We start from the raw sequence: 24,005 nt of genomic DNA, 5'->3' as shown, positions 1-24,005 counted from the left end.
GAATGTCGTCACGATTGCTGCACTATATCAGTGCATAAGCCATGCGATGGGCCAGGGAGAGTTGGGCGCTTGAAGGAAGTCAGGATACAGAAGCCGGAGCGGCAGCAGCGCCTGTTTGGCCTGTCGACGCCGCTCAGGGCCGCTGTCATTCCACCGCTCTCGGCGGCGCGCTGGCTCCTGGTGCTGATCGTTGCCGCCGGCGTTTATTTCTTCCACGGCTTCCTGTTTCCGGTCCTTGCCGCCCTGGTGATCGCTTTCGCCAGCTGGCCGCTCTATCGGCGGCTGCTCGCCGGCGTCGGCGGCAACCGCACGATTGCGGCGACGCTTGCGATCTTGTTCATCCTGACCTTCCTGGTGGTGCCGATCGCGCTTGCCGGCACCTACGCCATCAATGAGGTGCGCGAATGGGTCAACTGGGCGATCGAGACCAACCGCTACGGTGCGCCGACGCCGCACTGGATCGCCACCATGCCCGTGGTGGGCGAATGGCTCAATGAACAATGGACGGTCAACGTTGGCCACCCCGGCGGCATCGGCGAACTGATCCAGCTGATCAGTGGCGCCAATATCGGCAGCATCTATCGCGGCGTGCTTGCCGCCGGCGGCAGCGCCTTCGGCCTTTTGCTGACGCTGCTGTTCATGATGATCGCGCTGTTCTTCGCCTATCGCGACGGCGAGCATTTCGCCGGACAGGTCGATCGCCTCGGCGAACGCATCCTGCCGGCCAGATGGGAGCGGATCTCACGCGTGGTGCCGGCGACGATCTCCTCGACGGTGACCGGCATGACCGTTATCGCCATCGGCGAAGGGCTGGTACTGGGTATCGCTTACTGGTTGGCCGGCGTGCCGTCGCCGGTGACGCTCGGCGCGCTGACCGGCATCATGGCGCTGATCCCCGGCGGCGCACCGCTGTCCTTCACGCTGGTCTCGATCTATCTCGCCGCCAGCGGCTCGCCGATGGCGGGGCTGGCGCTGTTCGTCTGGGGTGCGGTCGAACTCTTCATCGTCGACAAGACATTGCGCCCGAAGCTGGTCGGCGGGCCGATAAAGCTGCCCTTCCTGCCGACTTTTTTCGGCCTGATCGGCGGCGTCAAGACAATGGGCTTTCTCGGCCTGTTCATCGGCCCGGTGCTGATGGCCCTGCTCGTCGCAATCTGGCGCGAATGGCTGCGCGAGGTGGAACTGACCGATGAGCTCGTTGCCGCCGAACCGGCGGCGCTCGATGACGCGCCGCCGCAGATCGAAATTGTCGCCGAACGCGCCACCGCGAAAAAGAATCAGGCCGGGTGACTGACGGCGAACGTGGCGCGGCGTTTGCGCCCCTCGTGCAACTGCCAGAGCGAATGGCCGATTAAGGTCATGATTAGGATCGCGCCGCCGATCAGGCTGTTGCGCGACGGCGTTTCGGCGAAGATCATCCACACCCAGACCGGTGCCAGCACGGTTTCAAGCAGGTAGAACATCGCCACCTCCGGCCCGGAGATGTATTTCGGGCCGTTGGCGAGGCAGAAGAACGAGATCGGCATGATGACGGCACCGTTGAAGACGATCCACCACGGCGCGTTGACATGAAAACCCACCTCGGAAACCATCAGGCTGGCGACGGCCAGCGGCAGGACCACTCCGATCAGCGCCGTGAAACCCATATCCTTGCCGCTGGCACGCGAGATGGTGATGGCCGCTGCGATCATGAAAGCCGAGCATAGCGCCATCAGGTCGCCGAAGAGATGTCCGGTTCCGACGGAATCGCCGACAATGATCGTCACGCCGACGATCATTAACGCCAGCGCTGCAAGCGTCAGCGGCCGTGGCCTCTCCTTCAGGAACAGCCATGACAAAAGGGCCGCGAACATGGTTGTGAAGGCCAGGATGAAAACGAGGTTAGCTGTCGAGGTGCTGTAGACGCCGGTGATGAAGGCGATCGAGCCGAGCCCGTAGAGGCCGGCAACGATGAGCCCTGACCAGCCCGGGATAAGCTGCGGTGCCTTTGCGCTCAGCGAGCGCCAGACGGCCCAGATGATGAGTGTGGCGACGAAGGTTGTGCCGGTGCGCAACAGCAGGATCGTCCATGCCTCGCCGTCGGCGAGCCGGATCAGCGGAATGTCGACGGTCAGCGTAAGCCCGCCGATGGCGGTGATCAGAAGGCCTCTCTGGTGGTCATTGTGGGAAGACATGCGGCAATTCTCGCGTAGGCTTGGAGGCGCAAAATTGACCCGCCCGGTGTTCCAGCCGATCGGCCGGAAGCCCAGCGGGCATCCTCCTCGAAACAATTTAAGGGTGAATACCGAAGGCAGGAATCAGCGCGAAACCGCTTCGTGATTGTAGCGTTCCCAGCCTTTCGGGCCGAGATGCTCCTGCGGCTGGAAGCGCATCTTATAATTCATCTTGCGCGAGCCGTTGACCCAGTAGCCCAGGTAGACATGGGGCAGGCCCATCGCCCTGGCGCGGGCGATGTGGTCGAGGATCATGAAGGTACCGAGCGAACGGTCCTCGAAGTCCGGGTTGAAGTAGGAATAGACCATCGACAGGCCATCGGCCATCTTGTCGGTGAGGGCCACGGCGATCAGTTCGCCCTGGCCCTTGCCGGTGATGAAGCTGTCGGGTCCGCGGCGACGGTATTCGATGACCTTGGTGTCGACATGGGTATCCTCGACCATCATGGCGTAGTCGAGCACGGTCATATCGGACATGCCGCCACGGCGATGGCGGGCGTCGAGATAGCTGCGGAACAGCGAATACTGTTCGGTGGAGGGTTCGGCGTCGTGCATGGCGCCGACCAGATCCGAATTATGCTGTATGACCCGTTTCATGTTGCGGCTGGCGGTGAATTCCTGCGCCAGGATGCGCACCGACACACAGGCGCGGCAGGTCTCGCAGGCCGGCCTGTAGGCGATGTTCTGCGACCGCCTGAAACCGCCCTGCGTCAGCAGATCGTTCATCTCGGGGGCCTTGTCGCCGACCAAGTGTGTGAACACCTTGCGCTCGAACTGGCCCTCGAGATAGGGACATGGCGAGGGCGCGGTCAGAAAAAACTGCGGCGACTGGGTCGGGTGCTGCGTCATCGAGCCTTGGAAACACTCCTGCGAATCGCTCTACCTTTGGCGCGGACGCCGAAAAATTCAACAGGATTGTGAAAGCCTGGTTGATTGGACGTCTTCACATTTGTGCGCAAAGGCTGCGGCCGCGCTTCAAAAGTCTGCTCAGAGGCCGCTGCGGCTGACGACGGTGCCGAGCAGCAGGTCGTGCAGCGTGCGCTTGCGGTCGGAAAACAGGCTCACCAGCAGGACCAGCGGTGAAAGGATGACATTGCCGGCCCAAAACAGCACCGAATGCACGACGGCGGTCAGCCCGTCGATGGGGCTGCCGTCAAGTCGGTCGAGCCGGATGCCCATCATCTTCATGCCGGTGGTGGCCTGGTCTTTACTGCCGAGCGTGTTCCAGATGTAGAGGATGGCGACGGCCGGCACGAGAATGGAAAACAGCATCCAGCCGAGGCCGAGCGTCAACAGCCCGAACAAGAATACCAGGATCGCGAATGGAATGGTGAGCAGCGCGACGATGAAATAGTCGATGACGAAGGCGAGAATGCGCCGCGTGCGCACGCCCTCATAGGCGCGGACATCTTCGAGCCTGCTGGTGATGATTTCGCCATCGAGAACGCGAGCGTTCATGTCATTTCCTCGTAATCGAACCCGGGTTAAGGCACGGGCCGCTTCTTGGTGAAATGGTGAAGGTTCCCGGCGGAATCAAGATCGAGCCTTTCGCCGCCGTGTAGATGGCGACGGAGCGTCTGGTGCCGTCTGACTTGTTGAATTCATGGCGCGGATAGCGTTAGCTTGCTGCGGCGCAACAAAGGGCGCCGAGCCGAGGGGACGGGGCGACATGGACTACGATATGCTGGTCATCGGCAGCGGCCCATCCGGGCGCCGCGCCGCGGTGCAGTCGGCCAAGCTCGGCAAGTCGGTGCTGGTGGTCGACAGGGGCCGGCGTCTCGGCGGCGTGTCGGTGCATACCGGCACCATACCGTCGAAGACGTTGCGCGAGACGGTGCTCAACCTCTCCGGCTGGCGTGAGCGCGGCTTTTATGGACGCGGCTACCGCGTCAAGCAGGACATTTCGGTCGGCGATCTGGTCGAGCGCCTGCACAAGACGCTCGACCATGAGGTCGAGGTGCTGCAGCACCAGTTCATGCGGAACACGGTCAAGAGTGCGCGCGCCGCGGTAAAATTCCTCGGCCCCAACAAGGTCAGCCTGACCACCGACACCGGCGACTACAGCGAGGTTGGCTTCGCCCATGCGCTGATCGCGGTCGGCACCCGGCCGCACCGGCCGCGCGACGTGCCGTTCGACAAGACACGGATCTTCGACAGCGACGAGATGCTGGAACTCGACCGCCTGCCGCGCACGCTGACGGTGATCGGCGCCGGCGTTATCGGGGTCGAATATGCGACGATCTTTTCGGCGCTCGACGTGCCGGTGACGCTGGTCGAGCCGCGTAACACAATGTTGGATTTCGTCGACCGCGAGATCGTCGACGACTTTATCCATCAGATGCGCGACCGCGGCATGACGATCAGATTAGGCAGCGCCGTCAAGGAGATCGCCTCGAAACCCGACCACGCCGAGGTGACGCTGGCCGACGGCCGCACCATACGGTCCGAGATCGTGCTTTACGCTGCAGGGCGTACCGGCAATGTCGGCAGCCTGGGGTTGGAAGCGGTCGGCATCGAGGCCGATCCCAGGGGCCGCATCAAGGTCGATCCGCAAACGTTCCAGACCAGCGCGCCCAACATCTATGCCGCCGGCGATGTCATCGGCTTTCCGAGCCTGGCCTCGACCTCGATGGAGCAGGGCAGGGTGGCCGCCTGCCATGCGTTCGGCGTGCCCTTGCCGCCGCCGCCCGAAACCTTTCCCTACGGCATCTACGCCGTGCCGGAAATCTCCACTGTCGGCCAGTCGGAGGAGCAGGTGCGCGAGAGCGGTGCTGCCTACGAGGTCGGCGTGGCGCGGTTTCGCGAGACATCGCGCGGCCACATCATGGGCGTCAACACCGGCTTCCTGAAGCTTCTGTTCTCGATCGAAACACGCCGTCTGCTCGGTGCCCACATTGTCGGCGAGGGCGCGACCGAACTCATACACATTGGCCAGGCGGTGATCAATCTCGGCGGCACTGTCGACTTCTTCGTCAACAACACCTTCAACTATCCGACGCTGGCCGAGGCCTACAAGATCGCCGGGCTGGACGCCTGGAACCGCATGGGGCGAGCGTAGCCTCGAGGCTCATCGATCTGACGCTGCAACGGCGACTGCAGGATCCGCCAGCCATTGCCTGACGATCTCGGCGTCCGGATCGCCGATTTCATGGCCGGAGGCAGTGGTGTGGGTCTCGACCTCGGCGCCATGCGAGCTCAGTAGAGCAGCCAGCGCCGGCGCGAATGCCGCGTAGGTCAGGTCTGCGGCGCCGGCGATGATCAACGCTCGCGCCTTCGACAGGTCTGCCGGCGGCACCTCGTCGAGCACCGGCATCGGACGCAGCAATGCGGCGCGCTCGATCAGGCCCGGACGCAGCAGCATGACGCTCGAGATCAGGTTGGCGCCGTTCGAATAACCGACAAAGGTCGCGCGGCTGAGATCGAAGCGGCGGCGCTTCGCGATGCCGTCGACGAAGCCCGCGAATGCGTCCGCCTCAGCATGGATGCTGGCCTGTTCGAAACGCGTCGGGGTGATTCGCGTGAACCAGCGGAACCCGTCCTCCTGAGGGATGCGGCCACGGACCGCAACCAGCGCCGCATGCGGCGCGATTTGCCGACCAAGCGGCAGCAAGGTCGTCTCGTCTACACCCGATCCATGCAGCAGGAACAGCCAGTCACCGGGTAGATTGGCGGGTCGATGTAGCCGGTAGAAAAAGCCTGAATTTTCCTGCAAAATACCGTCTTCGAGGCTCTCCTCGGCCATCGTCACATCCTTTTGATTTCGCGTTACTTTCTTTAATTTGCCGGCTTCAAAACGAAATATTTTCAAGCTCCGCGAAAGTTGATTGAACCGGGCGCATTTCAGTCCGTTTCTTTGCCGATATAATCCCCGCGGGAGGGATCGAAGCAGTGTGCGCCGGGTGGTCGCCCGAGGGGTCGCATGCCAGGCATAAACAACCAGCTTTAAGGCCTTTTATCGATGACCATGCCAGTTTCGCCGGAACGCGATACGCGTATTGACGTGTTCCGGGCTCTCGCCCTCCTGACCATCTTCATCGACCACGTGCCGGGCACCGTTTTTGAAACCCTGACCTATAAGAATTTCGGGTTTTCGGATGCGGCCGAGGCCTTCGTGCTGATCTCCGGCATGTCCGTCGCTCTTGCCTACGGTACCAAATTCCAGCCGGGAAACCGGCTGGTCGCAACGCTGAAGATGTGGCGCCGCGCCGGCGTGCTCTATGTCACTCACATCGTCACGACGATGGTGGTCATGGCCATCTTCTGCGCAGCGGCGGTGTTTGCGAAACGGCCGGACCTTCTGACGCTGATCAACATTGAGCCGCTCGTCAGGAACCCGCCGCAAGTCCTGGTCGGTATCGTCACGCTCGGCCATCAGCTCGGTTACAACAACATACTGCCGGTCTATGCGGTGCTGCTGTTGATGGCGCCGGCCTTCCTGCTGTTCATCAGTTATCGGCCACTGGCTGCGCTTGCCGTGTCCGCAGCCCTTTGGCTGGTTGCCGGAATCTACCAGATCGCGCCGCCGAACTATCCGGAGCCTGGGTTCTGGTTCCTCAATCCGTTGTCATGGCAATTGCTGTTCAATATCGGCATGGCCAGCGTGTTGCATGTGCGGCGCGGCGGCACCATCCCGGTCAATCGCTGGCTGGTCGGCGCGGCGGCCGCCTACGTGCTGACGGCGCTCGTCTGGGTGCACAGCCCGTTGTGGGGGCATGTGTCATGGCTCGACCTGCCGGTGGTGCTGACCGGTTTCGACAAGACGTTCCTGTCGTTGCCGCGGCTGCTGCACATCCTGGCGATGAGCTATCTGGTCGTCGCCTTGCCTTTCGTCTCGAACCTGTTCCGCACCGGTCGTGACAATCCGCTCGCCATATTGGGCAAACGCTCGCTGCCGGTTTTCATTGCCGGCACGGTGATTGCCATGGCGGCGCAGGTGATGAAGCTGATCAACCCGGGCGGCATTGCCTATGACAGTCTCCTGCTCGCCGCCGGCATCGCCATGCAGTTCGCGCTCGCCTTCTATCTGGAGTGGCTGTCCGCCATCGGCTGGTCCGGCAAGGGCAAGCCGGTCCGCAACGAGGCGCCGCCTGTCCGTCCATCCTTTGGCATCGGTCCCATGGCGGCCAATAGATGAGATTTGGAGCCGATCTGCCCCAGTCAGCCTGTACTTGGCGGCGGTCCGGACGATGCCCTGACGACAAGTTCGACATCGAGCGTTTCTCGCCGCACCGTGCCGTCGAAGTCGAGGATTCTTCGCGCTGCCCGGCGGCCGATCTCGGCGATCGGCTGGGCGATGGTGGTGAGCGGAGGCTCGCAAATTGCGGCTTCAGGCACGCCGTCGAAGCCGACGACGGAAACATCGCGGGGAACCGCGATGCCCCGTGCGCTGAGCCATTCCAATGCCACCATCGCGATCCGGTCCGACATCGCCAGGATGGCGGTCGGCGGCTCCGCCGAGGCGAAGATGGTTTCGAGACCAGCCTTTGTGCTCGCCTTGTCGTTTTCGGTCTCGTAGACCGGCACCTTGGCGGTGTCGACACCAAACCGGGAAAGCTCTTCGAAATAGCCGAGGAGGCGGTCACGGGTCCCGGTATAGGACGCCGTCCGGACCTGCTCGGGCGAGACAAGACCGGTGCTGTCGTCGGCGAATGCCAGCGACAACACGGCGAAGCGGCGATGTCCAAGTTCCGCCAGATGGCGCGCCGCGAGCCGGCCGCCGGCAACATTGTCGATACTGATCGCCGAGACCGTGTCGTCCTGCGAGCCGAGCTCGAGCGCGACGAACGGGAGCTTTCGTTCGCGCGTCAGCTCGACGAGGCGCGGACCGCCCTCGATGCAGAACAGGATGAAGCCGTCCACCAGGGCGCTCTGGATATTCCAGGCAAGTTTTTCCTCATTGCCAGCCGACACGAGGGCTATCCCCGCGCCGGTTGCGTCGCAGGCTTCCGAAATGCCGGCCATCATCACGCGGGCAAAGGGGTCGTCGAAGAAATAGGACAGCGGCTCGGTTGTGGCGACGCCGATTGCATTGACCTTGCCAGCGCGCAGCAGCCGGCCCTTGGGATCCGGGCCGGCGTAGCCCAGCGCCTCGGCCGCCGCCTTGACCCGCTCGCGAACTTCCTCGCGCACGATTTCGGGACGGCTGAAGACATTGGAGGCAGTGCCGTGCGATACGCCCGCGGCCTTGGCGATGTCCGCTAGCCGGATGGGTCTCCTGCCGCCTTCGGTGAGTGATGCCATTTGTTTGTCTCCAGGACTCCTGTCCGACAGTACACCGATTGCGTAGCACTTTCGTTGGATCGATTCAAATTTTTGCTTGACATTTATGGTGCGACGCGTATCATTTGAATCGATCCAAGAGCGTTGTTCACCCGTAGATTGGATCGATACAAAAAGGAGAGTGCCATGCACCCCGTCAATTATCTGTTCGAGGACATTTACCGGAACGACTGGAGCATCCGCTCGAGCGCGGAGGCCCGTAAGGGGCGCGACAGGACCGGTCCGTGGATTCGCGACCTGCGTTTCCTCGTAGGACGCAAGTGGAGCTGATCGGCGGCCTATTTTTTGTGCCCGCTGATTGGATCGATTCAAAAAACTAGAGGAGATAAGCCATGCACCCGATCAAGCATCTGTTCGAAGACATCTATCGCAATTATTGGGGCATCTCTCCGGCCACCGAACGGCCGGAGCGACGGCGTGTAGTCAAGACGACCAAGCGCGACGGCCAAGTCCGGCCCGAACGTCGCCAAGACTGACAGAGCCGGGGAACCTGGCTGCCGCGTCAAGGGCGCGGGCGTACCAGCGCCGAGGCGGCCATCACCAGCCAGCCGCCGATGAGCAACGTGCCGCCGATCGGCGCCGACATCGGGAACAGCCGCGAGCCAAGGAAGTCGCGGGCCAGAAGATCACCCGAGAACAGCAGAAGCCCGACGAGGAGGATGAGGCTTCCGGTTCGCAGCATGCTATTGCCACCGAGCAGCCCGACGGCAAGGAAGACCGGCGCATGCATGAGCAGGAAGGACGCGGCCGTACCGACGAAAGCGCCGCCGAGATGCGCCGCCGCCGCCGAAAACGCCACGCCGGTTGCGCCGCACAGGCCGCCCGCAAGAACCAGAATGCGGCCGCCTGCCGCGTGTTCATCCGTGCTCATTTCCACGTCTCCGTGATTCCTGGCGACCGCCTGAGATAGTGCCGCTAACCGTGTCAGGATTTACCGGCTTCCGCTAGCATGTCGCGTTCGCGGCGCGACTGTACCAGCCAGTTATAGGCCGCTCCGCCCGCCATCAGAACGGATGTGCCGAGAAACACCGAGCGCATACCGAAATGGCCGCCGACAAAGCCGCCCAGCAATGGTCCGGCGACCTGCCCGACATATTGCGCCGAGATCGACAAGCCCAGCACATTGCCGCCGACGCCGTCGGGCACATTGTGGCGGATGACGCTGGTGATGCAGGGCAAAAGACCGCCAAGCGCCAGGCCCATCAGGAAACGCAGGCCGACGAGTTGCCAGCCCTGCGTAACGAAGGCCTGCGGGACCAGCAGCAACGCCGAGACGGCGAGTGCGGCAACGATGACGTTCCAGTGGCCGATACGGTCGGCGAGCCTGCCGAGCTGCGACGCCGATAGGATGGCGCCGAGCGCTGCCGCGGACATGACGATGCCGGAGACCAGCGTGACCTGGCTCTGATCTTCGATGAGCTGCTGGACATAGACGGTGATGATCGGCTCGATCGACATGGTGGCGAAACTCAACAGCATGCCGGTCGCCAGCATGGCGACGACGGGGCGCTTGTCGGGAATCTGCGACCAGCCGCCTTTCACTTTTTCTTGTGACGCGGCCTTGGCGGCAACCGGGCGAGGGGCCTCCTTGATCAGCAAGGTGGTTGCCAGAAACGCCAGGAAAATGACGCCGCCGGCAAGCAGGAATGTGGCGCGGATGCCGATCAGCGGCGGCAGCGCGCCGCCGAGCAGCGGACCGACCAGGGCACCGGCGGTTATGCCGGCCGACAGCACGCCCAGCGCCCAGCCGGAGCGATCCTTCGGCGTCTGCATGGCAACCAGGATGGTCGAGCCCGAAGAATAGCCGCCGGCAAAGCCGATCAGCAGGCGCAAGAGCACCAATTGCCAGACGGTCTGCACCATGCCGGTCAGCGACATGCACAGCGCCATGCCGAAACTGGCGCGCACCAGCATTAGTTTGCGGCCGTAGCGGTCGCCTAGCCGCCCCCATAGGGGCGCGACCAGCGCGGCAGCAAGGAAGGTGGCGCCGTAGGCGATGCCCGACCACTGCACGATCGCCGCGTGGCCCTCTGCGCCCAACTGCTCGACGTAAAGCGGCAGGAAGGGCAACAGCAGCGTCATCGCTACAAGCGTGCTGAACGAGCCGGCAAAACACACGGCGAGATTGCGACGCCAGTGGACGTTGTGCGTGCCTTGCATGGCGAGGGTGGCGTCTTGCGGCATGTTATGTCCTGTCCGGCCAGCTAGCATGAAAACTTGCTGTGGATACCGATTTGGGATACCAAGCTGGTATCTGTCATGAACGCAAGCCCCGTCGCTGTCAATGCGGGCCTCTCAAACATGATCGACAAGGGCCGGCGTGATCGGCCAACGCTGGCCAGTGACCCGATTGCCGGAACAAATGACCTGAACGGAACGCCAATGTCGCAGATGCAGAACGTCGAAAAGCAGCTTCGCGAGATGATCCTCGGGCTCGAGATCGGTCCGGGCGAGCGGCTGACGGAGCGCTGGGTCGAAAGCCGCTTCGGCGCCTCGCGCACGCCGGTCAGGGCTGCATTGCTGCGGCTCGAGACCGAAGGCTTGATCTGCCGCGACAGCCGCAGCTGGACGGTCTCGCCCATCAATCTTGCTGAGCTCGAGCAGATCGCTGTCTATCGCGAGGCGGTCGAGGTCGCGGCACTCAGACTAACTTGCGCCTTGCAGGACAGAAGTGCCGTCGAAATCATCGAGGCGATGCTCGATTCTTGCGACGACAAGACGCCGCGCGAGGAATGGCATCGCGTCGGCATGGATTTTCATATCGAGCTGGCGCGTCTATCCGGCAACGAGTTCCTGTTCAGAGCGGTTCGCGACGCGATGACACGCCTGTCGCGCGCCCGTTGGCTCGAGGTTCGCGACGAGGCAGCGCTCGACCGTGCCTGGGCCCAACACCATGCCATTCTGTCGGCGGTGCGGGTCGGCGATGCCAATAGCGCCGCCCGCCTGCTTTCAGCCCATATCATCGGCAGCCGCGACCGGCTGGTGACCTCGCTGCGCAACGACCGGCGTGGCCTCCGCGCCAGGGGGTTTGCCGTCGTCGCTTGAGTGAGGATCGGCTGCCATTGATCACGAAAAGGGCAGATGAGCGAAGAATGCTACTTTCGGTCTCGCTTCGCAAATGCCGATGGCGTAAGAGCGGCGATGGAAAACAACCGATTTGACACACCCGTGACCGTCAAGGGCGCGGCGGGAAGCAATCAGCTCTTGCGTACGGCCCGCGAGGCTTCCGACTACCTCCTCAACAATTGGCCCGGCAAGCGCAGCCCCAAGCACCGCGAAGCGTTGCAAGCCTGTCATGATGCGCTGGCCGGCGACAAGCCGGCCATGAACGCAAGACGGGCCTTCATTGCCGCCGCTCGTGAAGTGAACGTCTTCGTCAGCGACAAGGCGCCCGCCTGAGGCATAGCGGGACTTAACCTAGGCCCGGCCCGCCTGACAGGCCGGATATCGTCACTCTGCCGTTTCGGTTTTGGTTTGGGACTCGCTCTCGCCCTCGGGCTTCGATCGCTCCTTGGCTGCGACCTTGGCAGCCTGCTTTTCCGCCTTCTTGGCAGCCTTCTGCCGGTCGCGTTCCTTGCGTTCCTGACCGTAGTTCGGTGCTCGTGCCATATCGTTTCCTTTCGTTGTGCTTGGCCTTTGCCTAGGAGCATTGGACCGCAAACACAACACCGCAAGGCACGATCGGCTCCATATCCCGGCGCTGTCCGGAGAGCCCGGCTTTTCAGGCGCCGTCCCGGTCGAGGACGAGATCCGCCGGCCCGAACCGGTCCTTTGCCGTGAATTGCTGGTGCCAGTAGGGATAGAGCACGGGCGGCCTGCTGACCACGTCGAGCCGTGTGCGCTCCTCATCAGCAAGCACCAGGCTTGCAGCGGCGATATTGTCTTTGAAATGCGCTTCGGTTCGTCCGCCGATCACCAGCGAACTGACAGCGGGCCGGCCGAGCAGCCAGGCAAGCGCCACCTGCGCCGCCGACACGCCGTGGTTGTTGCCGATATCGATCAGCACGTCGACGATCCGCCACAGCCGGTCCTCGTCGCGGATCGGCGGTTCCGACCAGCCGCTGAGCTGGCGGGCGGTCGGCTGGTCACGGTGGTATTTGCCGGACAGCAACCCGCCGGCAAGCGGGCTCCAGACCAGCACGCCGAGCCCCTGGTCGACCGAGATCGGCAACAATTCATACTCGGCCTCGCGCGCTTCCAGCGTGTAATGGATCTGCTGGGTGACGAAGCGAGGCTGGTGATGACGGTCGCTGATCCCAAGCCCCTTCATGACTTGCCAGCCGGAATAATTGGAGCAGCCGACATAACGGACCTTGCCCTGCGCGACCAACGTGTCGAGCGCGGCGGTGGTTTCCTCTAGCGGTGTCAGGCCATCCCACTCGTGCAGGAAATAGATGTCGATGACATCGGTCCTGAGGCGCTTCAGGCTCCTCTCGCATTCGCGGATCAGATGGTAGCGCGACAACCCTTCATCGTTGGGGCCTTTGCCGATCCGCATGCGCGCCTTGGAGGCGATCAGCACGTCGCCCTTGCGCTTGCCGCCGAGCGCCTCGCCGATGATCTCCTCCGACACCCCGTTCGAATAAACGTTGGCGGTGTCGATGACGTTGATGCCGGCATCGATGCAAAGGTCGATCATCCGGCGCGCCTCGTCGAGGTCGGTCTTGCCGACCGCCGAGAACGCGCCGCCGCCACCGAACGTCATGGTGCCCATGGTCAGCGTCGAAACCTTCAGCCCGGAACGGCCGAGAGTGCGGTATTCCATGTCTTATCCTCACGATTTATCGGGAAAGGGCGTTGCAAACGACAGCCCTCAATGAACCGGGTATTTGTAGGATAATTCGTTCTGCTTGTCGCCCGTTCCGCAGGGCAAGCTCGATCACATCTTCCGGATTGAACGCACAGCCAGCGCAGTAGTGGCTGCAATAAAACCGTCATTGCCGGCCTATACTAACGTCGGTCCAGCGCTTCGATTTCCGGCCGCCGGGCCGGGCGGCAGAGCGCCTGACAGCGGCCGGCAAGGCCTGTAAGCGGAGCAGCGCAAATGACCGAGATAAAACAGAATTCCCCGGCCAGGGACTGGCTGGAGGAGGTGCCGCACGAGGAGATCACACTGCCGGAGCGCGTCTTCAATCCCGAATACGAGCGCCAGGTACTGCCGCGCGAACTGTATGTGCCCGAGAAGTACTGAGGCAGGGGTACCCTTCTCCCCGTCACTATACGGGGAGAAGGTGCCGGCAGGCGGATGAGGGGCAGCGCCAACCTCGACAATTGAACCCGTCCTAGTAACGTTCATGGACAGAACTTATTCTGATACCATATTGCCATCGGTGGTATTGTCCGGCAGCGTAATCTTTGGTCGCTTGCGCCGCCCCGCATTGTCCTGCCGGGCATTTCTCCCCGTATAGTGACCAGGGGAATCGCATATGGCGATTTTGGGGTTGAGTTTAGGCTGAGAAAGGATTCTTTGGAGAGGCAGTTGAGCGAAGGAGCGACTGCCATTTCCTGCCTTGAGAGCGTCGAACTCATTGATCTTACGGGCAGATTGGTCACCGCCGACGCGCTCCACTGCCACACCCGCATGGCTGTGGCCATTACCCAAAGAGGTGGCGATTACCTGCTTGCGCTGAAGGGCAATCGTCGTCATTGGCTGCGCCGTGCCAACCTGCAACTGGCCGACGCCACCCCTTCCATTGCCGAGCGGACCGAGACCAGCCACGGCCGCAACGAGTGGCGGCAGGCCGAGATCGTGGCGACGGCCGAGCCGCTGATGCCCGGCCACCAGGCCTTCATCCGCATCACCAGCCGGCGCGATCAGGCCAGACCTTTGATGCGCCTGTTCATGGCCTCCACGCTCATATCGGCGCAGCGGGCGCTCGACCTCACCAGAGCTCATTGGCAGATCGAGAACGGCCTGCATTGGATGCTCGATGTCCATCTCGATGAGGATCTCAGCCGTGCCCGCAAGGACAATGCTCCCGCCAACACAGCCCTTCTCAATCGCCTCGCCAGAAACATCCTTCAGGCCGCCGATGCTGCCAAAGTTCCCATCAGCCATCGCATCAAGAAATGCGCCTGGAACGACGACTATCTCATCAATGCCATCACTCATATGCGATAGCCCTGGTATAGTGACGGGGAGAAAGGGGCCTGCACCAAGGGTTTCGCCAACAGCGCAGACAAAAATCCGACGCTACGTCCTAATCGCGCTCGATGATGACATGCGTGGCCTTCGGCGTCGCGACCTGCTCGCTGCAGCGATAGCCGAGCTTGGGCATGTCGATGCCGGCAAAAAGGCTCTCGCCGGCGCCTAGCAGGACCGGTGAGATCGCCAGATGCATCTCGTCGATGAGCTTTTCCTTCAGATATTGCCGGATCGTAGAAACGCCACCGCCCAGCCGTACATCCTTGCCGTCAGCCACTGCTTTCGCCTTTTGCAGCGCTGAGTGGATGCCGTCGGTCACGAAATAGAAGGTCGTGCCGCCCTCCATGACAATGGGATCACGCGGATGGTGCGTGAGCACGAAGACCGGCACGTGGTAGGGTGGGTTGTCACCCCACCAGCCTTTCCAGCTGTCATCCGGCCATTCGCCGCGGATCGGGCCGAACATGTTGCGGCCCAGGATCCATGCGCCGACATTTTCGAAGCTGCGCGCCGCGAACGCCTCGTCAGTGTCCGTGGTCCCGCCATCCTTGCCGAGGACCATCTTGCGGAAGGTGCGGGTGCCGAACATCCATTCGTGCAGGGCTTCCCCGCCAACACCCAGCGGGTTCTTCAGGTCTTGGTCGGGACCGGCGCCGAAGCCGTCGATCGACAGGGTGAAAGCGCTGACGCGAAGTTTGGACATGAGAGCCTCCTCGATAACCAATTGTGAGATGCAAGCAGTTATCGGGGTAGTTTAACTGATTGCATTTTGCAAGCGGTATCTGCTGCCACATCTGTAAAATGACGACGATGGCATCGGAAATGCCGATGGAGGGCCGGTCGGGACGATGGGGCTGACTTGGTTCTGATTGAACTAGCCTCTCGTCAGCCACGGTCGTTGCTATGCGCTCTGGGCTCGGCGACAAGCTCACGTTTCAACAACGTCAGCATGGTTCCGGCAAGTTGATCGGGAGCCTCGCAATTCGCTGAGACGCGATAGTAGCGGCTTGCGTCAAAGCCTAATCCAACCGCCAGCAACTCAACCCGGCCGGCTTTCTCGAGCTGCCGAACCACATGAATAAGATGATCGTCGAGATAGCGCGGGCTGTTTGCTAAAAGTGTGGCATCGTCGACCGGCGCGCCGTCGGATACGACAAATAGTATTTTACGGGATTCAGGACGTTGCAGCAGCCGCCCGGCCGCCCACTCGATGGCTTCACCATCGACATTCTCTTTGGGCAGGTCGGGTCGCAGCATCGGCTTGAGGGCATGGCCCATACTGCTCTGGCGCTTGTCGCCGGCCTCCCTGTAGACGATATGAAGCAGGTCGTTCAATCTTCCCGGATTGGCGGGCCGGCCATCTTCGTTCCAAGTGCGTCTTGATTCTCCGCCGCGCCAATTGCGCGTTGTGAAGCCCAAGAGTTCGACCTTGAGGCCCAGTGTGCTCAGGAATTCCTGAACAATGTCGGCGGATGCAGCCGCGTACAGAATTTTTTGGCCGCGCATCGAGCCGGATTGATCGAGGAGGATAGAAACGACGGTGTCGTCGAGGTCTGATTCCGAGAGGCTGTTTCGGATCTCGGCCGCTATATCCGCCGCCAGGATATGGTTCTTCGTCTTCCACCCGGCGAGGCCGCTTTCAAGCTCGATCCATGCGGCGTCAAGCGCGGATTTTTGCTTGTCCGAGATTCGACCAATAGCGCTGGACAGCTTGGAACTCGGCACAATCCAGTCATAAAGCGTGACATAGGCGTGATACCCAAGCGTATCTGTGTCGCCGCGTGGCTTGGGACCAAACACCGTTTTGAAATGCTTGCCCAGCCCCCACAACAACGTTTGCTAGCCCCTCAGCATCGCCGCCACTTCGGGCGCAAAGTAGGTGAGAATCCCGTCGCAGCCGGCGCGCTTGAAGGCGAGCAGCGATTCCAGCATCGCCTGTTCGCCGTCGATCCAGCCATTGGCGGCGGCGGCCTTGATCATCGAATATTCGCCCGAGACCTGATAGGCGAAGGTCGGCATCTGCAACTCGTCCTTCAGCCGGCGGATGATGTCGAGATAGGGCAGGCCAGGCTTGACCATCAGCATGTCGGCGCCCTCGGCGAGATCCTGCTCGGCCTCGCGCACCGCTTCGTCGGAATTGGCGTGATCGATATAATAGGTCTTCTTGTCGCCCTTGAGCAGGCCGGCGGTGCCGACTGCCTCGCGGTAGGGGCCGTAAAATGCGGATGCGAACTTGGTCGCGTAGGACATGATCGCTACATCTTGAAACCCATTGGCATCGAGCGCATCGCGGATGGCACCGATCCGACCGTCCATCATGTCCGAGGGGGCAATGATGTCGGCCCCCGCCGCCGCCTGGATGACGGCCGCCGCTGTCACCTGCTCCACCGTCTCATCATTGACGATATTGCCCTCGCGCAAGATGCCGTCGTGGCCATGCGAGGTGAACGGATCGAGCGCCGCGTCGGTGATGATGCCGATCTCCGGCACTGCGTGCTTGATGGCGCGGGTGGCACGGTTGATGATGTTTTCCGGATCGAGGATGTGCGAACCGGTCTGATCGCGCAGGCCGAGCTCGACATTGGGGAAAGTGGCGATCGCCGGAATGCCAAGCTTAGCCGCGCGCTCAGCCTCCTTGACGGCGAGGTCGAGCGACAGGCGGAAGACGCCGGGCATGGCGGCGATCGGCTCGCGCACTTGTCTGCCGTCGACGACGAAGATCGGCCAGATCAGATCGTCGACCGACAGCCGGTTCTCCTGGACAAGGCGGCGCGACCAATCGGCCTTGCGCATGCGCCGCAGCCGCCGGCTGCCGGTGATCTCGTCGACGCTGCGCGCGCCGGCAGGCTTTGCAGGGGTGAATTTGTTCATCGCAAAAACTCCGGATCGGGCGGCTTTTACCACGAGCTTCCGCTGCTGACCAATGCGACACGATTGTGCCAGCGGTACTGTTGGCTATTCTGGTTGACCATTGCCCGACAGGATCTGCGCAGCACCCCGCATGGCGACGCGGAATGCCTCGTCGAAGCTGACACCGCGCACTTGCCATTTATAAGCCTTGCCGTTCATGGCAAGCCGCCAATCGGCGATCCAGCCCAACTCCTTGTCGCTCCAGATCAGGCTGCCGGCGAGCGCCTGATCGGCACCGGCCTTTCGGGCAAGCTGGTCCAGCGTCACCATATCGGCACTACGCAGCGTCTGATCGTCGTGCCCGGACAACAGCGATGCTTGGGGAAAGAGAATGTGCATGGCCAGCGGATCGGCAGCGTTTGCAAACGATTCCCGCATGGGCGCGCCGCGCTCATCGTCGGCGGTCGGCGCGAACTGCCTTGTGCCTTGCTCCGCCGCCAGGAAAATTGCCAGGCGTGGCCGCTCGCCAAGCCATGGTTTGCTGCCAAGCGCGGCAAGCAGCGGATCGATAACGTCAGGCCTGTACAGACAAGTGAGATCATGGGGCCGGTCATGGGTGCCTTGTTCGTCATGGACTGGAATGCCTTCCATGCGGTCGCGATAGCGGAATTCGGCAACGAAGCTGCCGGCCTTCTCGCGCAGCGCCGCCATCTCAGCTCTCTTCGGCAGCCGCTGATCGCCGGACACACGAACCAGCACCGCATCGAGGCAGGCCTTGAAACCGGTCTGCCTGTTGACCTCGCCCTGGCCGGTAACGATGGTCTGCGATTGATAGAGCTCGTCGACGGTTTCGGCCGATACGGGAGGAGTGTTCGCAGCGATCAGGCCGATCACCACAACAGCAAGGCGCGGCAACCAAGGCATGGTTCAACCTTCCGGTTCAAAGCGCCAGCATTAGCACTGGGTGATGCCGACGACCAAGCAGTGGATTGGGCGCCGCCATTGACGGGGCCATGCGCCACGCTTTAGCACTTCACTCCCGGCGGGGCGCGGGAGGGATTCTCTGGCGATGGATTTTGGCGGAGGCGACGAGATTCGCTTCGAAAGATTGGGCAGGGCCGGCATCGTCACGCTGACGCGGCCGCAGGCGCTCAATGCCGTAACCCACCGCATGGTCAAGGCGCTGGACAAGGCGCTGCGCAGTTGGGAGCGCGACGACGGCGTCGACGTTGTCGTCGTCAAGGCCGAGGGCAGGGCATTTTCGGCGGGCGGCGACATCCTCCACATCTACGAAGCCGGCCGCGCAGGAAAGCCTCCGGTCGATTTCTTCGCCGATGAATACCGGCTGAACGCCCGCATCGCCCGCTTCAAGAAACCCTATCTTGCGCTGATCGACGGCATCGTCATGGGCGGCGGCGTCGGCATCTCCTTCCACGGCTCGCAGCGGGTGCTGACCGAGAACGCGCAGTTTGCCATGCCCGAGGTCGGTATCGGTTTTTTCCCGGATGTCGGCGCCAGCCATCTGTTGCCGGATCTCGGCGGCAGCTTCGGCATGTATCTGGCGCTGACCGGCAACCGCATCCGCTACGGTGATGCTTTGTGGTCGGGCCTCGCCACCCATACGATCAAGGCGGAGGACCAGGCCGGCTTTCTCGACCGGCTGGTGGCAAGCGGCGACCCGGAATCGGTGCTGCGCGGCTGCTTCGTCCCGGCCAGGCGCGAGACCGATAGGCCGACGCTGGAAGCCATCGCCCGGCATTTCGCGCAGCCGTCGCTGGCCGATATCGTCGCCAGCCTGGAGCGGGCAGCCGCTGCCGACGAGTTCGCGGCAAAGACGCTGGCCACCATCCGCACCCGTTCACCGACCAGCCTGCATGTTGCATGGCGCCAGATCAGCGCCGGGCAGACGTTGTCAATGGACGAGTGCATGAAAATGGAGTTCCGTATCCTCAACCGCATGCTTGCCGGGCACGACTTCTATGAAGGAATCCGCGCCGCTATCATCGATAAGGGCTCAACGCCGCAATGGCGGCCGGAAAGCATCGATGACGTCAGCGCCGCCGAGGTCGACGCCTATTTCGCACCGCTCGGCGAACGGGAACTGAAGCTGTGAGCGAGGCAGCCTCGAGACGCGTGGTGCTGCAGCCCTCGACGATCGAGGTCATCTTCGCCTGGTTCCAGCGCGTTATCGCCGGCTACTGTCTGCTGTTTGGCATCTTGTACTGGATCCGGCTGATCGGCTTTTACCCAGGGCCGTTGTGGCGCTTCGACCTGATGCCGGTGCACTGGCAGGTGGCGGCGGTGGTGCTGGCGGTGTTTTTTCCATTCGCCGCCGCCGGCCTCTGGATGCTGGCGTCCTGGGGGCCGGTGATCTGGTTCATCTGCGCGGTGACCGAGAGCGTCATGTATGCCGGCTTCCCCGAGCTGTTCGGCCACCGGCCGCTGATCGTCGCCTCGCACCTTGCGGTGGCGCTGCTCTACATAGTGTTCCGCGTGGTGATCTGGATCCAGAAGCGGCAAGCCCGGCGATAGCAATTCCGGCCAGGATCGTTGGCTAAATCTTTAGGTTAATTATCCTTGCTCGGGTGACCGTCCGTTAAGCCTCTTTCGAAACCCCTTACCGGTAAGCTCTTGTTAGCCTTGGCGTTTAAGTCGAATTTTATGAGTATTCGATAGTGTCGCGATCAAGGTGAAGAACAAAAAATCACCGGGCGACAAACGAGAGGCAAAGACAATGATCAATTCGCGTCCGGCGGCGAAGACCGCCAACGTATCCGATGACCGCCGCGAGGCGATCCGTTCGCTGTACATGGAATCGCTGCAGCTGGTCGAGCGGCTGCATCGCCGTCTGCTTGATGTGATCAAGGACGAATTCGACCGCAACGGCCGCTCCGACATCAACGCCATCCAGGCGCTGCTCCTGTTCAACATCGGCAATTCGGAGCTGACCGCCGGCGAACTGCGCTCGCGCGGCTATTATCTCGGCTCGAATGTCTCCTACAATCTGAAGAAGCTGGTCGATCTCGGCTTCATCAACCACCAGCGCTCGCGCATCGACCGTCGTTCGGTGCGGGTCTCGCTGACGCCGAAGGGCAATGAGGTGGCGGAAGTCGTCGCCGGCCTCTACGAGCGCCATGTCGGCTCGATCGAGCAGGTCGGCGGCATCAACACCGAAGAGTTCAAGCAGATGAACCGCGCCCTGCAGCGGCTGGATCGGTTCTGGAACGATACCATCGCCTATCGGATGTAGTCGCATCCGCCGCAGCAAGATCTGAAGCCGCGCCACGGAAGCGCTGCCGCGGAGTAGACCAAAGGCCGGTGCCGAAAAGCACCGGTCTTTCCGTTTCGTCAGGCCGGCCGCTCCAAATTCGAGCAACAGCCACGTTGCCGCCATATTCCAATGGAACCGAAGATGCGGGTGATGCTGGGGCCAAAGCCGTGCATTTGTCCTGTGCTCAAGTCACTTCCCATGTGGTTTTACACCGAAGTGATGCGGGCCATGGTTGGCTAATTGTTAAGAAGCCAACTCTAGAGTGCGGGCGAGACCGCCCGGTGGGTTGAATTGTAGCAAGAATGTCTGGAACGTCCATGAGAACCAGCCGCCGTTTCTTCCTTTCAGGAGCCTCCGTGCTCGCAGCCGCAATGGTCGCCGGCCGCGCCAGTGCGCAGGATGTGATCGGAGATATCCTGAAATCCTCGGCGCGCGGCAACTGGGACGACCAGTTCGATGCGCGTGCCAGCGAAGGCGGCAAGGTTGCCTCGACGCTGCCGATCTTCAGCCTGCAGACGGTGTCCTTCACCGAGCAGGCGATCATGCAGTATCAGAATATCGTCGCGCAAGGCGGCTGGGAGCAGGTTCCGGATACCAAGAAGCTGCAGCTTGGCGTCGAGGATCCCGATGTGGTGCCGCTGCGCAGGCGCTTGATGATATCGGGCGACCTGGCGCAGAGCGCCGGGCTTTCGGAAGCATTCGATTCTTACGTCGACTCGGCGCTCAAGCGCTTCCAGTTGCGTCACGGCTTGCCGGCCGACGGAACCACGGGCAAATATACTTTCGCGGCAATGAATGTGTCGGCGCCGGTTCGGCTTGGTCAGCTGCAGACCAATCTGCAGCGGCTGCGTGAGCGGGCCGGCACGCTTGGCAACCGCTATGTGCTGGTCGACATCCCGGCGGCGCAGATTGAGGCTGTCGAGAACGACCGCGTCGTGCTGCGCCACACCGCAATCGTCGGCAAGATCGATCGCCAGACGCCGATCGTCAATTCCAAGATCAACGAAATCATCGTCAATCCGTACTGGAACGCGCCGGTCTCGATCGTGCGTAAGGACATCATTCCGCTGATGCGGAAGGACCCCAACTATCTCAAGGACAGCCATATCCGCCTGTTTGCGCCGGACGGCAGCGAGGTCGACCCGATGACGGTCGACTGGTCGACCGACGATGCCGCCAAATACCGCTTCCGCCAGGATCCGGGTTCCGGCAACGCGATGGCCTCGGTCAAGATCAATTTCCCCAGCCCGGACGGCGTCTACATGCACGACACGCCGCAGCAGAGCCTGTTCGGCAAGCTGATGCGCTTCGATTCCTCTGGCTGCGTGCGGGTCCAGAACGTGCGCGACCTCGTCACCTGGATTCTGCGCGACACACCGGGCTGGGACCGCCAGCATTTCGAGGCGGCGATCAAGACCGGGGAGAACACGCCGGTGCAGGTCACCAATCCGGTGCCGGTCTATTTTCTCTACGTTTCGGCCTGGTCGACGGGGCCGGGCGTGGTGCAGTTCCGCGACGACATTTACGGCCTCGACGGAGCCAACGAGTTGCAGATCACATCCGCGCTCTAAGCAGCTGAGTTCATTTGCAAAAGGCCGTCGGAAGGGCGGCCTTTTTTTATTGTCGCCGACTGGCTCTGAGCTTTGCGCATGATTCCGAAAATCGGTTCGCCACGGATCATATGCAAACCATGCGGCGCAGTTCAGGAGATCACCCAAAGCCCTGCTGCCGACCGGCAGGCGAGGAAATTAACGTGCTTTCAGGGTGCTGGCGCAATCCGGCCAGCAAATTTCGCGCTGCAAACGTGGCGGGCCGAAAGCAACTGTGTTAATGGCGCGACAGACCCCGAACCTTGAGGATTTCAGCCCATGGCAACAGCAGCGGCAGTGTCGAACAAATTCGAATCCTTTTTCGAAACCACGCTTGCCGATGCCGACCCCGAGATTTTCGGCGCCATCCGCGACGAACTCGGCCGCCAGCGCCACGAGGTCGAGCTGATTGCCTCGGAAAACATCGTCTCGCGTGCCGTGCTCGAGGCACAGGGGTCGATCATGACCAACAAATATGCCGAGGGCTATCCGGGCAAGCGCTACTATGGCGGCTGCCAATTCGTCGACGTCGCCGAGGAACTGGCCATTGAACGCGCGAAAAAGCTGTTCGGCTGCAACTTCGCCAACGTCCAGCCGAATTCCGGCAGCCAGATGAACCAGGCGGTGTTCCTGGCGCTGCTGCAGCCCGGCGATACCTTCATGGGCCTCGACCTCAATTCCGGCGGACACCTGACGCATGGCTCGCCGGTCAATATGAGCGGCAAATGGTTCAAGGTCGTCTCCTATGGCGTGCGCCGGGACGATCATCTGCTTGACATGGACGCAATCGAGAAGACCGCCCATGAGACCAGGCCGAAATTGATCCTGGCCGGCGGCACAGCCTATTCACGTGTCTGGGACTGGAAGCGTTTTCGCGAGATCGCCGATTCGATCGGCGCCTATCTGATGGTCGACATGGCCCACATCGCCGGCCTGGTCGCCGGCGGCATGCATCCGTCGCCGCTGCCGCATGCCCATGTGGTCACCACCACGACGCACAAATCGCTGCGCGGGCCGCGCGGCGGCATGATCCTTTGCAATGACGAGGATATTGCCAAGAAGATGAATTCGGCCGTCTTCCCTGGCCTGCAGGGCGGCCCGCTGATGCATGTCATCGCCGCCAAGGCGGTGGCCCTGGGTGAGGCGCTGAAGCCGAGCTTCAAGATCTATGCCGAGAGCGTCGTCGCCAATGCCAAGGCGCTGGCCTCCAGTCTGCAGGAAACCGGTCTCGACATCGTCTCCGGCGGCACCGACAACCATCTGATGCTGGTCGACCTGCGCCCCAAGAACGCCACCGGCAAGCGCGCCGAGGCTGCCCTTGGCCGCGCCAATATCACTTGCAACAAGAACGGCATCCCCTTCGACCCGGAAAAGCCTTTCGTGACCTCGGGCGTTCGGCTCGGCACGCCGGCCGGCACCACGCGCGGCTTCGGCCAGGCCGAGTTCCGCGAGATCGGCAAGCTGATCGCCGAAGTGCTCGATGGACTGAAGGTCGCCAATTCCGACGAGGGCAACGCGGCCGTCGAGGCAACCGTGAAGGCCAAGGTGGCGGCATTGACGGATCGTTTTCCGCTTTACCCGTATCTTGGTTGACGCTGGGCGTCGTTCCCCCAACTGTGACGGCGCCGATCAACTGGGCACGGCTTCATCTCGGAGAC

Annotated in this window: 26 protein-coding genes and 1 pseudogene; 14 read left to right on the top strand and 13 right to left on the bottom strand. The window is 62.2% G+C overall.

Going from position 1 to position 24,005, the window contains the following annotated elements:
- Positions 1-69 precede the first annotated feature (69 nt).
- Positions 70-1,290, top strand: a complete 1,221-nt coding sequence (locus NKJ46_RS05580; protein ID WP_352662870.1) for an AI-2E family transporter — start codon at positions 70-72, stop codon at positions 1,288-1,290.
- Here NKJ46_RS05580 and NKJ46_RS05575 read toward each other — a convergent pair.
- The 3 genes from NKJ46_RS05575 to NKJ46_RS05565 form a co-directional block, all read right to left on the bottom strand.
- The gene (locus NKJ46_RS05575) at positions 1,278-2,174 is read right to left on the bottom strand and encodes a DMT family transporter (RefSeq protein ID WP_352662867.1); all 897 of its coding nucleotides are present in this window, start codon (positions 2,172-2,174) and stop codon (positions 1,278-1,280) included. The genes NKJ46_RS05580 and NKJ46_RS05575 overlap by 13 nt on opposite strands.
- A 123-nt stretch (positions 2,175-2,297) precedes the next feature.
- Complete coding sequence (locus NKJ46_RS05570) at positions 2,298-3,062, bottom strand: arginyltransferase (protein ID WP_023717252.1); 765 nt, start codon at positions 3,060-3,062, stop codon at positions 2,298-2,300.
- 138 nt (positions 3,063-3,200) lie between these two features.
- Positions 3,201-3,671 carry an RDD family protein gene (locus tag NKJ46_RS05565; RefSeq protein WP_352662864.1) on the bottom strand — a complete coding sequence of 157 codons (471 nt, stop codon included), beginning with the start codon at positions 3,669-3,671 and terminating at the stop codon, positions 3,201-3,203.
- A 211-nt stretch (positions 3,672-3,882) separates the two neighbouring features.
- Between NKJ46_RS05565 and sthA the strand changes: the two genes are divergently transcribed.
- Positions 3,883-5,271: a Si-specific NAD(P)(+) transhydrogenase gene (sthA, locus tag NKJ46_RS05560; protein WP_352662861.1), complete on the top strand. Its 1,389-nt coding sequence runs from the start codon at positions 3,883-3,885 to the stop codon at positions 5,269-5,271.
- A 9-nt stretch (positions 5,272-5,280) separates the two neighbouring features.
- On the opposite strand, the gene NKJ46_RS05555 is transcribed toward sthA, so the two are convergent.
- Positions 5,281-5,955, bottom strand: a complete 675-nt coding sequence (locus tag NKJ46_RS05555; protein WP_352662858.1) for an alpha/beta hydrolase — start codon at positions 5,953-5,955, stop codon at positions 5,281-5,283.
- A gap of 216 nt (positions 5,956-6,171) precedes the next feature.
- On the opposite strand from NKJ46_RS05555, the gene NKJ46_RS05550 reads away from it, so the two are divergent.
- Positions 6,172-7,347 (top strand): OpgC family protein, encoded by a 1,176-nt coding sequence (locus NKJ46_RS05550; RefSeq protein WP_352662856.1) that lies wholly within the window; start codon positions 6,172-6,174, stop codon positions 7,345-7,347.
- Positions 7,348-7,370: 23 nt separating this feature from the next.
- Here NKJ46_RS05550 and NKJ46_RS05545 read toward each other — a convergent pair whose 3' ends face one another.
- Positions 7,371-8,453, bottom strand: coding sequence for a LacI family DNA-binding transcriptional regulator (locus NKJ46_RS05545; RefSeq protein WP_352662853.1), 1,083 nt, complete (start codon positions 8,451-8,453; stop codon positions 7,371-7,373).
- Between the two features lie 165 nt (positions 8,454-8,618).
- On the opposite strand from NKJ46_RS05545, the gene NKJ46_RS05540 reads away from it, so the two are divergent.
- Together NKJ46_RS05540 and NKJ46_RS05535 are read left to right on the top strand one after the other, a co-directional pair.
- The gene (locus NKJ46_RS05540; protein ID WP_352662850.1) at positions 8,619-8,762 is read left to right on the top strand and encodes a hypothetical protein; all 144 of its coding nucleotides are present in this window, start codon (positions 8,619-8,621) and stop codon (positions 8,760-8,762) included.
- A 62-nt stretch (positions 8,763-8,824) separates the two neighbouring features.
- Positions 8,825-8,968 carry a hypothetical protein gene (locus NKJ46_RS05535; RefSeq protein ID WP_352662847.1) on the top strand — a complete coding sequence of 48 codons (144 nt, stop codon included), beginning with the start codon at positions 8,825-8,827 and terminating at the stop codon, positions 8,966-8,968.
- A gap of 26 nt (positions 8,969-8,994) precedes the next feature.
- On the opposite strand, the gene NKJ46_RS05530 is transcribed toward NKJ46_RS05535, so the two are convergent.
- Positions 8,995-9,363 carry a DUF423 domain-containing protein gene (locus tag NKJ46_RS05530; RefSeq protein ID WP_352662844.1) on the bottom strand — a complete coding sequence of 123 codons (369 nt, stop codon included), beginning with the start codon at positions 9,361-9,363 and terminating at the stop codon, positions 8,995-8,997.
- Positions 9,364-9,416: 53 nt separating this feature from the next.
- A complete protein-coding gene (locus NKJ46_RS05525) occupies positions 9,417-10,676 on the bottom strand; it encodes a multidrug efflux MFS transporter (RefSeq protein ID WP_352662841.1) in 1,260 nt (419 codons plus the stop codon).
- Between the two features lie 198 nt (positions 10,677-10,874).
- Between NKJ46_RS05525 and NKJ46_RS05520 the strand changes: the two genes are divergently transcribed.
- The gene (locus NKJ46_RS05520; protein WP_352663357.1) at positions 10,875-11,537 is read left to right on the top strand and encodes a GntR family transcriptional regulator; all 663 of its coding nucleotides are present in this window, start codon (positions 10,875-10,877) and stop codon (positions 11,535-11,537) included.
- A 96-nt stretch (positions 11,538-11,633) separates the two neighbouring features.
- Positions 11,634-11,891: a DUF982 domain-containing protein gene (locus NKJ46_RS05515; protein ID WP_023674477.1), complete on the top strand. Its 258-nt coding sequence runs from the start codon at positions 11,634-11,636 to the stop codon at positions 11,889-11,891.
- A 51-nt stretch (positions 11,892-11,942) separates the two neighbouring features.
- On the opposite strand, the gene NKJ46_RS05510 is transcribed toward NKJ46_RS05515, so the two are convergent.
- Positions 11,943-12,101, bottom strand: coding sequence for a hypothetical protein (locus tag NKJ46_RS05510; protein WP_254817539.1), 159 nt, complete (start codon positions 12,099-12,101; stop codon positions 11,943-11,945).
- Between the two features lie 112 nt (positions 12,102-12,213).
- Positions 12,214-13,257 (bottom strand): aldo/keto reductase, encoded by a 1,044-nt coding sequence (locus NKJ46_RS05505; protein WP_352662838.1) that lies wholly within the window; start codon positions 13,255-13,257, stop codon positions 12,214-12,216.
- Positions 13,258-13,578: 321 nt separating this feature from the next.
- Here NKJ46_RS05505 and NKJ46_RS05500 point away from each other — a divergent pair.
- Together NKJ46_RS05500 and NKJ46_RS05495 are read left to right on the top strand one after the other, a co-directional pair.
- Positions 13,579-13,683 (top strand): annotated as a pseudogene (locus NKJ46_RS05500) (polyphosphate kinase 2); the annotation flags it as partial.
- Between the two features lie 288 nt (positions 13,684-13,971).
- Positions 13,972-14,613 (top strand): ISAs1 family transposase, encoded by a 642-nt coding sequence (locus NKJ46_RS05495; protein WP_352662835.1) that lies wholly within the window; start codon positions 13,972-13,974, stop codon positions 14,611-14,613.
- A 79-nt stretch (positions 14,614-14,692) separates the two neighbouring features.
- Here NKJ46_RS05495 and NKJ46_RS05490 read toward each other — a convergent pair whose 3' ends face one another.
- The 4 genes from NKJ46_RS05490 to NKJ46_RS05475 all read right to left on the bottom strand — a co-directional run bounded on the left by NKJ46_RS05490 (position 14,693) and on the right by NKJ46_RS05475 (position 18,411).
- Positions 14,693-15,340 carry a dihydrofolate reductase family protein gene (locus NKJ46_RS05490; protein WP_352662832.1) on the bottom strand — a complete coding sequence of 216 codons (648 nt, stop codon included), beginning with the start codon at positions 15,338-15,340 and terminating at the stop codon, positions 14,693-14,695.
- A gap of 182 nt (positions 15,341-15,522) precedes the next feature.
- The gene (locus NKJ46_RS05485) at positions 15,523-16,467 is read right to left on the bottom strand and encodes a cobaltochelatase CobT-related protein (protein WP_352662829.1); all 945 of its coding nucleotides are present in this window, start codon (positions 16,465-16,467) and stop codon (positions 15,523-15,525) included.
- Between the two features lie 9 nt (positions 16,468-16,476).
- Positions 16,477-17,508, bottom strand: a complete 1,032-nt coding sequence (hemB, locus tag NKJ46_RS05480; protein ID WP_352662826.1) for a porphobilinogen synthase — start codon at positions 17,506-17,508, stop codon at positions 16,477-16,479.
- 84 nt (positions 17,509-17,592) lie between these two features.
- Positions 17,593-18,411, bottom strand: a complete 819-nt coding sequence (locus NKJ46_RS05475) for a DUF2066 domain-containing protein (RefSeq protein WP_352662823.1) — start codon at positions 18,409-18,411, stop codon at positions 17,593-17,595.
- Positions 18,412-18,556: 145 nt separating this feature from the next.
- Between NKJ46_RS05475 and NKJ46_RS05470 the strand changes: the two genes are divergently transcribed.
- The 5 genes from NKJ46_RS05470 (at position 18,557) to glyA (ending at position 23,940) form a co-directional block, all read left to right on the top strand.
- Positions 18,557-19,600 carry an enoyl-CoA hydratase/isomerase family protein gene (locus NKJ46_RS05470; RefSeq protein ID WP_352662820.1) on the top strand — a complete coding sequence of 348 codons (1,044 nt, stop codon included), beginning with the start codon at positions 18,557-18,559 and terminating at the stop codon, positions 19,598-19,600.
- Positions 19,597-20,019 (top strand): DUF6163 family protein, encoded by a 423-nt coding sequence (locus tag NKJ46_RS05465; protein WP_352662817.1) that lies wholly within the window; start codon positions 19,597-19,599, stop codon positions 20,017-20,019. The genes NKJ46_RS05470 and NKJ46_RS05465 overlap by 4 nt, the downstream gene beginning before the upstream one ends.
- 202 nt (positions 20,020-20,221) lie before the next feature.
- Entirely contained in the window at positions 20,222-20,737 is a 516-nt protein-coding gene (gene ldtR / locus NKJ46_RS05460; RefSeq protein ID WP_023674486.1) for a transcriptional regulator LdtR, read from the top strand.
- 338 nt (positions 20,738-21,075) lie between these two features.
- Positions 21,076-22,329: a L,D-transpeptidase family protein gene (locus NKJ46_RS05455; RefSeq protein WP_352662814.1), complete on the top strand. Its 1,254-nt coding sequence runs from the start codon at positions 21,076-21,078 to the stop codon at positions 22,327-22,329.
- A gap of 297 nt (positions 22,330-22,626) precedes the next feature.
- Entirely contained in the window at positions 22,627-23,940 is a 1,314-nt protein-coding gene (gene glyA, locus NKJ46_RS05450; RefSeq protein ID WP_352662811.1) for a serine hydroxymethyltransferase, read from the top strand.
- Positions 23,941-24,005: the final 65 nt, after the last annotated feature.

This window comes from Mesorhizobium sp. M0166, assembly GCF_040322255.1.
GTDB lineage: Bacteria > Pseudomonadota > Alphaproteobacteria > Rhizobiales > Rhizobiaceae > Mesorhizobium.
The sequence above is the reverse complement of the archived record's forward strand: the minus strand, read 5'-3'. Positions and strand labels throughout refer to the sequence as shown.

Bases quoted from the DNA above. Each gene is read 5' to 3' on its own strand.
- NKJ46_RS05575 (WP_352662867.1), bottom strand. From the start codon at position 2,174: ATGTCTTCCCACAATGACCACCAGAGAGGCCTTCTGATCACCGCCATC.
- NKJ46_RS05570 (WP_023717252.1), bottom strand. From the start codon at position 3,062: ATGACGCAGCACCCGACCCAGTCGCCGCAGTTTTTTCTGACCGCGCCC.
- NKJ46_RS05565 (WP_352662864.1), bottom strand. From the start codon at position 3,671: ATGAACGCTCGCGTTCTCGATGGCGAAATCATCACCAGCAGGCTCGAA.
- sthA (WP_352662861.1), top strand. From the start codon at position 3,883: ATGGACTACGATATGCTGGTCATCGGCAGCGGCCCATCCGGGCGCCGC.
- NKJ46_RS05555 (WP_352662858.1), bottom strand. From the start codon at position 5,955: ATGGCCGAGGAGAGCCTCGAAGACGGTATTTTGCAGGAAAATTCAGGC.
- NKJ46_RS05550 (WP_352662856.1), top strand. From the start codon at position 6,172: ATGACCATGCCAGTTTCGCCGGAACGCGATACGCGTATTGACGTGTTC.
- NKJ46_RS05545 (WP_352662853.1), bottom strand. From the start codon at position 8,453: ATGGCATCACTCACCGAAGGCGGCAGGAGACCCATCCGGCTAGCGGAC.
- NKJ46_RS05540 (WP_352662850.1), top strand. From the start codon at position 8,619: ATGCACCCCGTCAATTATCTGTTCGAGGACATTTACCGGAACGACTGG.
- NKJ46_RS05535 (WP_352662847.1), top strand. From the start codon at position 8,825: ATGCACCCGATCAAGCATCTGTTCGAAGACATCTATCGCAATTATTGG.
- NKJ46_RS05530 (WP_352662844.1), bottom strand. From the start codon at position 9,363: ATGAGCACGGATGAACACGCGGCAGGCGGCCGCATTCTGGTTCTTGCG.
- NKJ46_RS05525 (WP_352662841.1), bottom strand. From the start codon at position 10,676: ATGCCGCAAGACGCCACCCTCGCCATGCAAGGCACGCACAACGTCCAC.
- NKJ46_RS05520 (WP_352663357.1), top strand. From the start codon at position 10,875: ATGTCGCAGATGCAGAACGTCGAAAAGCAGCTTCGCGAGATGATCCTC.
- NKJ46_RS05515 (WP_023674477.1), top strand. From the start codon at position 11,634: ATGGAAAACAACCGATTTGACACACCCGTGACCGTCAAGGGCGCGGCG.
- NKJ46_RS05510 (WP_254817539.1), bottom strand. From the start codon at position 12,101: ATGGCACGAGCACCGAACTACGGTCAGGAACGCAAGGAACGCGACCGG.
- NKJ46_RS05505 (WP_352662838.1), bottom strand. From the start codon at position 13,257: ATGGAATACCGCACTCTCGGCCGTTCCGGGCTGAAGGTTTCGACGCTG.
- NKJ46_RS05490 (WP_352662832.1), bottom strand. From the start codon at position 15,340: ATGTCCAAACTTCGCGTCAGCGCTTTCACCCTGTCGATCGACGGCTTC.
- hemB (WP_352662826.1), bottom strand. From the start codon at position 17,508: ATGAACAAATTCACCCCTGCAAAGCCTGCCGGCGCGCGCAGCGTCGAC.
- NKJ46_RS05475 (WP_352662823.1), bottom strand. From the start codon at position 18,411: ATGCCTTGGTTGCCGCGCCTTGCTGTTGTGGTGATCGGCCTGATCGCT.
- NKJ46_RS05470 (WP_352662820.1), top strand. From the start codon at position 18,557: ATGGATTTTGGCGGAGGCGACGAGATTCGCTTCGAAAGATTGGGCAGG.
- ldtR (WP_023674486.1), top strand. From the start codon at position 20,222: ATGATCAATTCGCGTCCGGCGGCGAAGACCGCCAACGTATCCGATGAC.
- NKJ46_RS05455 (WP_352662814.1), top strand. From the start codon at position 21,076: ATGAGAACCAGCCGCCGTTTCTTCCTTTCAGGAGCCTCCGTGCTCGCA.
- glyA (WP_352662811.1), top strand. From the start codon at position 22,627: ATGGCAACAGCAGCGGCAGTGTCGAACAAATTCGAATCCTTTTTCGAA.